An 11,526-nucleotide genomic window follows, 5' to 3' on the forward strand; every position below is an offset into this window, starting at 1 on the left:
CAAACGGTGATAATGAATGGTGGATTACCCCGATCGCTTTGATGTCATAGTCATAGGTGGTGGCCATGCCGGTACTGAAGCGGCACTGGCTGCTGCTCGCATGGGCGTCAACACGCTGTTACTGACCCATAACATCGAAACTCTCGGGCAGATGTCCTGTAACCCGGCAATTGGCGGGATTGGAAAAAGTCATCTGGTCAAAGAGATTGATGCTCTGGATGGCGCTATGGCTCGGGCTACTGACTTGGGCGGTATTCAGTTCCGTACCCTGAACGCCCGTAAAGGCCCAGCTGTGCGGGCTACCCGTGCCCAGGCTGACCGGATTCTGTATAAAGCGGCGATTCGCCAGCAGTTGGAGAACCAGCCCAACTTGCAAATTTTTCAGCAAGCAGCAGATGACCTGATTGTTGAACAGGATCAAGTACGCGGTGTAGTCACCCAAAGTGGTATACGTTTTCATGCCCGAGCGGTCGTGTTGACAGCAGGTACCTTCCTGGGAGGTGTGATTCATATCGGCCTGGAGCAATACCAGGGTGGTCGTGCCGGCGATCCGCCATCAGTTGCGCTGGCGCGTCGTTTACGTGAGTTACCTTTCCGGGTTGAACGTCTGAAAACCGGTACTCCACCTCGCATTGATGCCCGCAGTGTCGACTTTTCAGTGATGCAGGAGCAGCCTGGAGATACACCAACTCCGGTTATGTCCTATCTGGGACGGGTAGAAGATCATCCACGTCAGATCAGTTGTTATATTACCCATACCAATCTGCGGACCCACGACATTATTCGCGGTGGTCTGGATCGTTCACCGATGTACAGTGGCGTGATTGAGGGTATCGGTCCGCGTTATTGCCCTTCGATTGAAGACAAGATTCACCGCTTTGCCGACAAGGATCAACATCAGATCTTTATTGAGCCTGAAGGGCTGACGACCCATGAGCTGTATCCCAACGGCATCTCCACCAGTTTACCCTTTGATGTGCAGCTGGAGCTGGTACGTTCCATTCGTGGCCTGGAAAAAGCCCATATCACCCGCCCTGGATATGCCATAGAGTATGATTATTTCAATCCGCAGGATCTGAAGCATACACTGGAAACCCGTTTTATATCCGGCCTCTACTTTGCCGGTCAGATCAACGGTACAACCGGTTATGAAGAAGCCGGTGCGCAGGGATTGTTGGCTGGCATGAATGCAGCATTGCAGGTTCAGGAAAAAGAGCAGTGGTATCCGCGTCGTGATGAAGCCTATATTGGTGTTCTGGTTGATGATCTGATTACCCACGGTACCTCTGAACCCTATCGCATGTTTACCAGTCGTGCGGAATACCGCCTGGTGCTGCGAGAAGACAATGCGGATATGCGTTTGACCGAAAAAGGACGCCAGCTCGGACTGGTGTCAGATGAGCGCTGGGCTGCCTTTGAACGCAAACGTGAAGCCATTGTTCAGGAAAAGCAGCGTCTGGAAACCACCTGGATACAGCCAGCCTCTCCAGAAGCTCAGGTCTTGCAGCAACATCTTCAGACGCCACTGTCACGCGAATACAGTCTGGCTGACCTGATTCGTCGACCGGAATTAAATTATGCTGATGTCGCTGAGCTGCGTGGCCAGGGTGTCACCGACCCTGCTGTCGCAGAACAGGTCGAAGTCGAGTTCAAGTATGCCGGTTACATTGAGCGTCAGCGCGGTGAAATTGAGCAGATGCGCAAGCAGGAAAATACTCCCCTGCCTGATGATCTGGATTATGCCCAGGTCGGTGGACTTTCGAATGAATTACGTAGCAAGCTGGAAGCTGTCAGACCGGTCAGTATCGCCCAGGCATCTCGAATTCAGGGGATGACACCCGCTGCAATTTCTTTGTTGCTGGTGTATCTGAAAAAACGGCAACTGGCTTTCAAACAGGCTCGAGCAGCAGCACTATGAAGGATTATTCGGCGCAGCTGGCCCGCCAATTACAGCAGATGGGTCTGACTATTACTGCTGAACAGCAACAGCAGTTAATCGCTTACCTGGAGCTGCTGATTAAATGGAATAAAGCCTATAACCTGACAGCTGTACGGGACCCTCAGGAGATGATTAGCCGTCACCTGGCTGACAGTCTGAGTATTCTGCCTTATGTTGAGGGCCAGCGTATTATTGATGTTGGCAGTGGCCCGGGACTGCCCGGTATCCCCCTGGCCATCTGTAAACCCGACTGCCAGATCACCACTATCGACAGCAATGGCAAGAAGACCCGCTTTCAGCAGCAGGTTAAACTGGAGCTGGGATTAACCAATCTCACGGTGGTTCACAGTCGTGTTGAGGCATATAAACCCGAGCCGTTTGATGCGGTGATCTCCAGAGCTTTCGCGTCCTTGAACGATATGCTCGACTGGACACATCACCTCTGTGCCGATAAGGGTATTTTTCTTGCCATGAAAGGCCTGTATCCTGAACAGGAAATCAGTACGCTACGGAACGGCTTTTGTGTCAAACAGACTCATTCGCTGAGTGTTCCGGAGTGTGATGCTGAGCGACATCTGCTGATACTCGGGAGAGCTTGACGGTGGCTAAGATTCTCACAATTACCAATCAGAAAGGTGGTGTTGGTAAAACCACAACCTGTGTCAATCTTGCAGCCTCCTTGGCTGCGACCAAAAAGCGCGTGCTGTTGATCGACCTGGACCCCCAGGGGAATGCAACCATGGGGAGCGGCGTCGACAAACATGAACTGGAAGGTTCATCCTATGAGCTGCTGACCGGTGCCATGAGTGCGGAAGACTGTATTCGTCGCGGATTGCCTGGTGGATTTGATATTATAGGTGCCAATGGCGATCTGACGGCGGCAGAAGTTGAACTGCTGCAATTGCCGCGTCGCGAGTTCCGTCTGAAAATGGCGTTGATGCCGCTGGCTGACCGTTATGATTTTATCCTGCTGGACAACCCCCCCTCCTTGAACCTGCTGACTGTTAATGCTCTGTCAGCCTCGGCCGGTGTTTTGATACCCATGCAGTGTGAGTATTACGCTCTGGAAGGGATCAGTGCCCTGATCGGTACCATCGACAAGATTCACAAGCGACTGAACCCTGAACTCAAAATTGAGGGTATCCTGCGCACCATGTTTGATCCACGTATGAGTCTGACGCGTGATGTGTCGGTGCATCTGGTGGAGTATTTTGGTGACAAGGTGTATCGCACGGTCATTCCGCGTAATGTGCGTCTGGCTGAAGCTCCGAGTCATGGCTTGCCGGTACTGCAATATGATAAAAGCTCACGTGGTGCGTTGTCCTACCTGGCTTTGGCTGGTGAATTGATTCGTCGTACCGAAGCTGAGCAGAAACAGGCCGTTGAACAACAACCCGAAACACAGGAAGCAGAATAATGGTGGTGAAAAAGCGTGGTCTGGGACGAGGTCTGGATGCCTTGTTGTCAGGGATGTCGGATGACACTGAATCACCGCTGCATGAAGCTGCTGAACCCTTGTCCACTCAGGGTGAGCTGCAGCATATGGATATCAACCGTATTGAACGTGGGCGTTATCAGCCGCGTCGTGATATGGAACCTCAGGCACTGGAAGAGCTGGCTGAATCGATTCGCGCGCAGGGTGTCATGCAGCCCATCGTAGTGCGTCCCATCGCTGACAATCGCTATGAAATCATTGCCGGTGAACGCCGCTGGCGGGCAACCCAGATGGCTGGATTGAGCACAATTCCGACGATCATCCGGGATGTGCCTGACGAAGCGGCGATTGCCATGGCGCTGATTGAAAACATTCAGCGCGAGAACCTCAATCCGATGGAAGAAGCGGTCGCCCTGCACCGGTTACAAACCGAGTTTGAGCTGACGCAACAACAGGTTGCTGATGCCGTGGGTAAATCCCGCTCCACCATTGCTAACCTGCTGCGTCTGATGAACCTGACAGAAGATGTCAGAAAAATGCTCGAGTATGGCGATCTGGAAATGGGCCATGCCCGTGCTTTGCTGGGGCTGGAAGGTGAACAACAGGTTGAGGCGGCTGCGCAGGTGGTATCACGCGCCCTGTCTGTACGCGAAACTGAACTGCTGGTGAAAAAATATCAGTCAGGTGAAATTTCCAGAAAACCAACAGCGCCGGTTCAGAATGAAACCTTCAAAGAAATTTCCGGGTTGCTGTCACGTCATTTTTCAGCACCGGTGAAGATCGCAGCCAGTGCACAGGGCAAAGGAAAAATCAGTATCAGTTTCAACTCTCAAGAACAACTTGACGCCATTCTGGCCCGGTTGGATACGGCTCAGGATATCTGAGTCCTTAGGGGTTAAATCTTAAGACCTTAGTAACAGAGAAGCGCTATATCTGTTGAGTCATCAGGCCTAAACCCCTATAATCCCCGGACTTAACATCGGGCTGCAGTTGGAACTCATGAGCCAGGATCAGGAGAAACGAATAGAATCTGCTGGTTTGGCGTCAAACGCAGGCAGAAGTAAACAGAGTCGCCGCTTTGCAATGCAGTACTTTCGCATACTGTTGGTGCAGTTGGCTCTGACCTGCTTGCTGGCGTTGCTACTGATGTTGAAAGATTTTGTGACAGCCTATTCTGCATTGATAGGCGGGCTTTTGTATCTGATGCCCGCAGGCTGGTTTTCACTCAGAGTATTGGTAAAAAACACAGCACAGACGCCACGCGAAATACTGGCCAACATGTATATCAGTGAAACCGTAAAGGTTTTGTTGGCCGTGGCACTGTTCAGTCTGGTGTTCATGCTGGTTGAGCCGCTGAATGCCGGCGCGCTGTTTGTGACGTATATCCTGTTGCAGGTCACCGGTTGGTATCTGCAACTGAAACTGAATCAACGATTTCTGAAACTTTGACTGAGAGTAGCTGAGAATGGCAAGCGAAAACCAAACATCCTCAGAATATATTTCCCATCACCTGAGTAATCTGACTTTTGGTAATCACCCCGTTGACGGTTGGGGTTTTGCTGGTGGTCAGAAAGCTGCAGAGATGGGGTTCTGGGCGATTCATGTCGATACCATGTTCTTTTCGATCCTGACCGGTGTGTTCTTCATCTGGTTGTTCAAGAAAGTTGCCGATACCGCAGTCAGTGGTGTTCCGGGTAACCTGCAGAACTTCATTGAAGTTGTGGTCGAATTTGTACAGGACAACGTCAAGAGTATTTTCCATCACAATAACCCCACCATCGCTCCTCTGGCGCTGACGGTGTTTGTGTGGATTTTCCTGATGAACCTGTTGAAGCTCATCCCGGTAGACTTTATTCCCTACATTGCCGGTGAAATGGGCCTGCCCTACTGGAAAATTGTACCAACAACCGATATCAACGCCACACTGGGTATGAGTTTCAGTGTGTTCTTCCTGATCATCTACTACAGTATCAAGGTCAAGGGCGTTAAAGGTTTTGCAGCCGAGCTGTCACTGCAGCCGCTGGGCAAGTATTTCATTCCGTTCAACCTGTTCCTGGAGCTGGTAAACCTGTTTGCCAAGCCGGTATCACTGGGTTTGCGTCTGTTCGGAAACATGTATGCGGGTGAAATCATCTTTATCCTGATCGCGCTGTTGCCGTTCTGGATTCAATGGGTGCTTTCAGTACCTTGGGCGATCTTCCATATTCTGGTCATCGTTCTGCAAGCGTTTATCTTCATGGTGCTGACGATTGTCTATATGGCAATGGCACATGATGAACATGAGCACTGATCGCTGATCAGTGCCAAACATTAAAAACGAGTTTTCAATTCACTTTAACCTTAAAAATGTTGGAGAAAAAAAATGGCTGAACTGCTGTTTATCGCTGTTGCTCTGCTGCTGGGTCTGTCTGCACTGGCTGGTGCTCTGGGCGTAAGTTTGCTGGGTGGTAAGTTCCTGGAAGGTGCTGCACGTCAGCCCGAGCTGGTACCGCTGCTGCGTAGCCAGTTCTTCATCGTCGTCGGTCTGGTTGACGCGGTTCCGATGATCGGTGTTGGTATGGCACTGTACATGCTGTTCGCAGGTTGATAGCCGGTAATTATACCTTTTGGGGCTGACCCTGCCGGGTCCTAACCATACAAATCAACCGCGAGGGGTAATGGCGTGAATATTAATCTCACCATCATTGGTCAGGCCATAGCATTCGCCATTTTTGTCATGTTCTGCATGAAGTATGTATGGCCGCCGATTACGGCTGCCATGGCAGAACGCAAAAAGAAGATTGCCGAAGGTTTGGATGCAGCTGACCGTGCTGAACGTGATCTGCGACTCGCTCAAGAGCGTGCCGCTGACGATCTGCGTGAAAGCAAAGTACAGGCTGCTGCTATCATAGAACAGGCCAACAAGCGCGCTAACCTGATAATCGAAGAGGCAAAAGAGCAGGCTCGTGAAGAAGCCAACCGTGTGAAAGCGGCTGCTCAGGCTGAACTGAACCAGGAAATCAACCAGGCTCGCGAAGCTCTTCGTGCCCAGGTTGTTGTTCTGGCAGTTGCCGGTGCTGAAAAGATATTGGAAGCCTCTGTTGACCAAAAAGCACATGCCAAGCTGGTTGAAAAACTGGCCGCTGAGCTTTAAGCGAGGTTTATGATGGCTGAACTCAACACAATCGCACGGCCTTATACCAAAGCAGCGTTTGACTATGCGCTGAATAAGGGCGGCCTCGATCAGTGGTCAGAAATGCTGGCATTTACGGCGCTTGTCGTGAATGACAGTGACATGAAGCGAGTTCTTGGAACGCCTTCACTGAGTGCGGAGCAGAAAGCACAGCTGATTATTTCAGTCTGTGAAAAAAATCTGGACGAAGCAGGACAGAATTTTATTCACCTGCTGGCTGAAAATGGCCGTCTGGCACTGCTTCCAAAAATCTCAGTGCAGTTTGATCAGCTTAAAGCCGATCATGAAATGTCAGTCGATGTTGATCTGACAACAGCGTATGAACTGGATCAACAACTGGTTGATAAACTGGCTCAAGCACTGCGCTCCAAACTGGGACGCGAAGTGAAAGTGACCTCTCGGGTGGATCAGTCCATTCTGGGTGGCGTCATCCTTCGCGCAAATGACCTTGTGATCGACGGTTCGGTTCGCGCGAGACTGGCGAAACTGGCCGAAGCGATGAATTCCTGAGTATGGGGAATAACAATGCAGCAACTGAATCCATCTGAGATCAGCGAGATTCTCAAGAAGCGCATCGAAAAGCTCGACGTGTCTTCTGAAGCCCGTAATGAGGGCACAATCGTAAGCGTATCTGATGGTATCATCCTGATTCACGGTCTGGCCGACGTAATGTACGGCGAAATGATCGAATTCCCGGGTGGTATCTATGGTATGGCTCTGAACCTTGAGCGCGACTCTGTCGGTGCCGTGGTTCTGGGTGACTATCAAGGTCTGGTAGAGGGCATGACTGCTCGCTGCACAGGCCGTATTCTGGAAGTCCCCGTCGGTCCTGAACTGCTCGGTCGCGTTGTAGACGCACTGGGTAACCCGGTCGATGGCAAGGGCCCCATTGAAGCTAAACTGAGCGATCCGGTCGAAAAAGTGGCACCGGGTGTTATCGATCGTAAATCGGTAGATCAGCCTGTTCAGACAGGTCTGAAAGCGATCGATGCCATGGTACCGGTCGGTCGTGGTCAGCGTGAGCTGATCATCGGTGACCGTCAGATCGGTAAGTCAGCAATCGCAATTGATGCGATCATCAACCAGAAAGGTACCGGCATCAAGTGTATCTACGTAGCGATCGGACAGAAACAGTCCACCATTGCTAACGTGGTACGCAAGCTTGAAGAGCACGGTGCGATGGATCACACCATCGTTGTAGCCGCTGGTGCTGCTGACCCTGCTTCCATGTTGTTCCTGGCACCTTATGCCGGTTGCTCCATGGGTGAATATTTCCGCGACCGCGGTGAAGATGCACTGATCATCTATGATGATCTGACCAAGCAGGCCTGGGCTTATCGCCAGATCTCCCTGCTGCTGCGTCGTCCACCGGGTCGTGAAGCTTATCCTGGTGACGTGTTCTATCTTCACTCTCGTTTGCTTGAGCGTGCTGCTCGTGTTAACGAAGATTATGTTGAGAAGTTCACCAAGGGTGAAGTCAAAGGTAAAACCGGTTCATTGACAGCGCTGCCTGTAATCGAGACTCAGGGTGGAGACGTTTCGGCGTTCGTACCAACCAACGTTATCTCGATCACTGATGGTCAGATCTTCCTTGAATCCGACCTGTTCAACTCAGGTATCCGCCCGGCGATCAACGCGGGTCTGTCTGTATCCCGTGTAGGTGGTGCTGCGCAGACCAAGATCATCAAAAAACTGGGTGGTGGTGTACGTCTGGCGCTGGCACAGTACCGTGAATTGGCTGCGTTTGCACAGTTTGCTTCCGATCTTGACGAAGCAACCCGTGCTCAGCTGGAGCATGGTCAGCGTGTTACCGAGCTGATGAAGCAGGCACAGTATTCTCCGATGTCCGTCGCTGAGATGGGTCTGAGTCTGTTCGCTGCCAACGAAGGCTTCCTGAAAGACGTAGAACTGAACAAAATCGGTGCTTTTGAAACTGCGCTGATCGGCTTCTTCAACAGCGAATTTGCTGACCTGATGAAGTCTATCAATGAATCCGGCGATTATAACGACGAGATTTCAGCGAAGTTCAAAGCCGGCATCGAGAAGTTCAAATCTACCCAGACTTGGTAAGTACTCGTCAGAGTAGTGGGTCTGCGGGTGCCATGCACCCGGCAGACCGGACACTGAGTTAGGAATAGAGGCGGAACTATGGCAGTCGGAAAAGAGATTAAGACACAGATTGCGAGCATTGGCAGCACGCGCAAAATTACCAGCGCCATGGAAATGGTGGCTGCGTCAAAAATGCGCAAAGCTCAGGACCGCATGAAGGCTTCCCGCCCGTACGCAAACGGCATCAAGAGCGTTATACATCACTTGGCAACAGCCAACCCTGAGTATAACCATCTGTACATGCAGGAACGTGAAGTGAAACGCGTCGGTTTTATCGTCGTGTCCACGGATCGTGGTCTGTGTGGTGGCTTGAACGTGAATACCTTCAAGGCAGCCGTCAGCGCTATGAAAGCGTACCATTCACAGAATGTCGAAATCGATATCTGTGCACTGGGAAACAAGGCGATTACCTTCTTCAAGAACTACGGCGGCAACGTGGTGGCAGCGAAAGGCCATCTCGGTGACACACCGGAACTGGCTGATCTGATCGGTTCAGTGAAAGTGATGCTGAGTGCATACGAGGAAGGCAGACTGGACAGAATATTCATCGTCTCGAATGAGTTCGTGAATACCATGACCCAGAAGCCGACGGTCGAGCAGATTTTGCCTGCCAAGGCAGACGAAAGTGATACACATGAACAGCTCAAGCGCAGCTGGGACTACCTGTACGAGCCGGATGCCAAAGAGTTGCTTGAAGCACTCTTTATCCGTTACGTGGAATCAGTGGTTTACCAGGGTGTGATTGAGAATATCGCCTGTGAGCAGGCAGCACGTATGTTGGCGATGAAAAACGCAACAGATAATGCTGGCGACCTTATTGATGAGCTGCAAATGGTATACAACAAAGCTCGTCAGGCGGCTATCACTCAGGAAATATCTGAGATCGTCAGTGGTGCTGCTGCTGTATAGTGCAGTGAACAGGTTTAAACGTTGAGGGGATCCGAACATGAGTAGCGGACGTATTGTTCAGATTATCGGTGCGGTAGTTGACGTGGAATTCCCACGTGACTCCATTCCGAAGGTTTATGACGCATTACACGTCACTAAAACCGGCCTGACACTGGAAGTTCAGCAGCAGCTGGGCGATGGTGTTGTCAGGGCAATTGCCATGGGTCAGACCGAAGGTGTGAGCCGTGGACTGGATGTAGAAAATACTGGTGCGCCTATCTCTGTACCTGTCGGTACAGCGACTCTGGGACGCATTATGGATGTACTGGGTAACCCGATTGATGAAGCGGGCCCGATTGGTGAAGAAGAGCGTATGCCTATTCACCGTAAAGCACCTTCCTATGCAGACCAGGCAGCTTCCAACGAACTGCTGGAAACCGGTATCAAGGTTATCGACCTAGTATGCCCGTTTGCCAAGGGTGGTAAAGTCGGTCTGTTCGGTGGTGCCGGTGTAGGTAAAACCGTAAACATGATGGAGCTGATCCGTAACATCGCGATCGAGCACAGCGGTTTCTCTGTGTTTGCCGGTGTCGGTGAGCGTACCCGTGAAGGTAACGACTTCTACTACGAGATGAAAGAGTCCAATGTATTGGATAAAGTATCTCTGGTATACGGTCAGATGAACGAGCCACCAGGTAACCGTCTGCGTGTAGCGCTGACCGGTCTGACCATGGCAGAAAAATTCCGTGACGAAGGTCGTGACGTACTGTTGTTCGTTGACAACATCTACCGTTACACCCTGGCCGGTACTGAAGTATCAGCACTGCTGGGTCGTATGCCTTCTGCGGTAGGTTACCAGCCAACACTGGCGGAAGAGATGGGCGTTCTGCAGGAGCGTATCACCTCTACCAAAGTCGGCTCTATCACGTCTATCCAGGCGGTATACGTACCGGCGGATGACTTGACTGACCCGTCTCCAGCGACCACCTTCTCGCATCTGGATGCGACCGTGGTACTGTCTCGTCAGATCGCCGAGCTGGGTATCTACCCTGCCGTAGATCCGCTGGACTCGACTTCACGTCAGCTGGACCCGCTGGTTATCGGCCAGGAGCACTACGAAGTTGCACGTAACGTACAGGGTGTTCTGCAGCGCTATAAAGAGCTGAAAGACATCATTGCGATTCTGGGTATGGACGAGCTGTCTGATGAAGACAAGCAGATCGTATCCCGTGCACGTAAGATTCAGCGTTTCCTGTCTCAGCCGTTCTTCGTTGCGGAAGTATTCACCGGTTCTCCGGGCAAATACGTACCGCTGAAAGATACTATCAGCAGCTTTAAAGGTATTCTGGAAGGTGAATATGATCACCTGCCGGAGCAGGCCTTCTACATGGTTGGCGGTATCGAAGAAGCGATTGAGAAAGCCAAGGGCATGAAATAAGTTCTGGCGGAACCTTTTAAGAGGTAATCAACATGGCTGTAACTGTTCAATGCGAGATCGTCAGTGCTGAAGAGGAAATTTTCTCTGGCATGGTCGAGTTTATCTCGGTGACAGGTAGCCTGGGTGACCTGGGTATCATGCCCGGTCACACTCCGCTGTTAACGGAACTGAAACCAGGCCCGGTCGAACTGCGAAAAGAGGGCGGTGAACAGGACGTATTCTACGTCTCTGGTGGTTTTATTGAGATTCAGCCGTTCAAGGTAACGGTACTGGCAGACACAGCGTTGCATGCCAAGGATCTGGATGAAGCTGCAGCAATGGAAGCTCAGAAACATGCTCAGCATGCTATTTCTGACAAATCCGGTGAGTTCCAATACTCACGTGCTGCCTCCCAGCTGGCAGAAGCCGCAGCTCAGCTGCGTACTCTGCAGCAGATCAAGAAAAAGCTTGGCAAGTAATCGCTTGCCGATACAAAAAAAGCCTCCTTCGGGAGGCTTTTTTATTTACCGGATGTAATGCATACGAATTGTAGTGGCATAGTTAAT

13 protein-coding genes are annotated in these 11,526 nt (G+C 51.3%); all 13 read left to right on the forward strand.

All coding sequences use genetic code 11. The annotated features are described in order from the left end of the window. The first annotated feature begins 19 nt into the window (after positions 1-19). The 13 genes from mnmG (at position 20) to ADINL_RS00770 (ending at position 11,439) form a co-directional block, all read left to right on the forward strand. Positions 20-1,918, forward strand: coding sequence for a tRNA uridine-5-carboxymethylaminomethyl(34) synthesis enzyme MnmG (mnmG, locus tag ADINL_RS00710; protein ID WP_152547584.1), 1,899 nt, complete (start codon positions 20-22; stop codon positions 1,916-1,918). Further along, a complete protein-coding gene (gene rsmG, locus ADINL_RS00715; RefSeq protein WP_036542525.1) occupies positions 1,915-2,538 on the forward strand; it encodes a 16S rRNA (guanine(527)-N(7))-methyltransferase RsmG in 624 nt (207 codons plus the stop codon). The genes mnmG and rsmG overlap by 4 nt, the downstream gene beginning before the upstream one ends. Positions 2,539-2,540: 2 nt before the next feature. Further along, positions 2,541-3,356: a ParA family protein gene (locus tag ADINL_RS00720; protein ID WP_036542528.1), complete on the forward strand. Its 816-nt coding sequence runs from the start codon at positions 2,541-2,543 to the stop codon at positions 3,354-3,356. Continuing rightward, complete coding sequence (locus ADINL_RS00725; RefSeq protein WP_036542531.1) at positions 3,356-4,258, forward strand: ParB/RepB/Spo0J family partition protein; 903 nt, start codon at positions 3,356-3,358, stop codon at positions 4,256-4,258. The genes ADINL_RS00720 and ADINL_RS00725 overlap by 1 nt, the downstream gene beginning before the upstream one ends. Positions 4,259-4,457: 199 nt before the next feature. Next, positions 4,458-4,823 (forward strand): ATP synthase subunit I, encoded by a 366-nt coding sequence (locus ADINL_RS00730; RefSeq protein ID WP_161667713.1) that lies wholly within the window; start codon positions 4,458-4,460, stop codon positions 4,821-4,823. A 16-nt stretch (positions 4,824-4,839) separates the two neighbouring features. Next, positions 4,840-5,664 (forward strand): F0F1 ATP synthase subunit A, encoded by an 825-nt coding sequence (gene atpB / locus ADINL_RS00735; protein ID WP_036542539.1) that lies wholly within the window; start codon positions 4,840-4,842, stop codon positions 5,662-5,664. Positions 5,665-5,736: 72 nt separating this feature from the next. After that, a complete protein-coding gene (atpE, locus tag ADINL_RS00740; protein ID WP_036520659.1) occupies positions 5,737-5,961 on the forward strand; it encodes a F0F1 ATP synthase subunit C in 225 nt (74 codons plus the stop codon). Between the two features lie 75 nt (positions 5,962-6,036). Further along, complete coding sequence (locus ADINL_RS00745; protein ID WP_036542543.1) at positions 6,037-6,507, forward strand: F0F1 ATP synthase subunit B; 471 nt, start codon at positions 6,037-6,039, stop codon at positions 6,505-6,507. 12 nt (positions 6,508-6,519) lie between these two features. Beyond that, the gene (locus tag ADINL_RS00750) at positions 6,520-7,056 is read left to right on the forward strand and encodes a F0F1 ATP synthase subunit delta (RefSeq protein WP_036542625.1); all 537 of its coding nucleotides are present in this window, start codon (positions 6,520-6,522) and stop codon (positions 7,054-7,056) included. 15 nt (positions 7,057-7,071) lie between these two features. Beyond that, positions 7,072-8,616, forward strand: coding sequence for a F0F1 ATP synthase subunit alpha (atpA, locus tag ADINL_RS00755; RefSeq protein ID WP_036542545.1), 1,545 nt, complete (start codon positions 7,072-7,074; stop codon positions 8,614-8,616). Between the two features lie 78 nt (positions 8,617-8,694). Beyond that, a complete protein-coding gene (gene atpG, locus ADINL_RS00760; RefSeq protein ID WP_036542546.1) occupies positions 8,695-9,564 on the forward strand; it encodes a F0F1 ATP synthase subunit gamma in 870 nt (289 codons plus the stop codon). A 37-nt stretch (positions 9,565-9,601) separates the two neighbouring features. Further along, on the forward strand, positions 9,602-10,981 hold the full coding sequence (gene atpD, locus ADINL_RS00765) for a F0F1 ATP synthase subunit beta (protein ID WP_036542549.1): 1,380 nt from the start codon (positions 9,602-9,604) through the stop codon (positions 10,979-10,981). 32 nt (positions 10,982-11,013) lie between these two features. After that, positions 11,014-11,439, forward strand: a complete 426-nt coding sequence (locus ADINL_RS00770; protein ID WP_036542552.1) for a F0F1 ATP synthase subunit epsilon — start codon at positions 11,014-11,016, stop codon at positions 11,437-11,439. Positions 11,440-11,526 lie beyond the last annotated feature (87 nt).

The organism is Nitrincola lacisaponensis (genome assembly GCF_000691225.1).
Lineage (GTDB): Bacteria > Pseudomonadota > Gammaproteobacteria > Pseudomonadales > Balneatricaceae > Nitrincola > Nitrincola lacisaponensis.

What these genes read in the sequence shown, in the direction of transcription:
- rsmG (WP_036542525.1), top strand. Translation starts at nt 1,915, where the DNA reads ATGAAGGATTATTCGGCGCAGCTGGCCCGCCAATTACAGCAGATGGGT.
- ADINL_RS00725 (WP_036542531.1), top strand. Translation starts at nt 3,356, where the DNA reads ATGGTGGTGAAAAAGCGTGGTCTGGGACGAGGTCTGGATGCCTTGTTG.
- ADINL_RS00730 (WP_161667713.1), top strand. Translation starts at nt 4,458, where the DNA reads ATGCAGTACTTTCGCATACTGTTGGTGCAGTTGGCTCTGACCTGCTTG.
- atpB (WP_036542539.1), top strand. Translation starts at nt 4,840, where the DNA reads ATGGCAAGCGAAAACCAAACATCCTCAGAATATATTTCCCATCACCTG.
- atpE (WP_036520659.1), top strand. Translation starts at nt 5,737, where the DNA reads ATGGCTGAACTGCTGTTTATCGCTGTTGCTCTGCTGCTGGGTCTGTCT.
- ADINL_RS00750 (WP_036542625.1), top strand. Translation starts at nt 6,520, where the DNA reads ATGGCTGAACTCAACACAATCGCACGGCCTTATACCAAAGCAGCGTTT.
- atpA (WP_036542545.1), top strand. Translation starts at nt 7,072, where the DNA reads ATGCAGCAACTGAATCCATCTGAGATCAGCGAGATTCTCAAGAAGCGC.
- atpG (WP_036542546.1), top strand. Translation starts at nt 8,695, where the DNA reads ATGGCAGTCGGAAAAGAGATTAAGACACAGATTGCGAGCATTGGCAGC.
- atpD (WP_036542549.1), top strand. Translation starts at nt 9,602, where the DNA reads ATGAGTAGCGGACGTATTGTTCAGATTATCGGTGCGGTAGTTGACGTG.
- ADINL_RS00770 (WP_036542552.1), top strand. Translation starts at nt 11,014, where the DNA reads ATGGCTGTAACTGTTCAATGCGAGATCGTCAGTGCTGAAGAGGAAATT.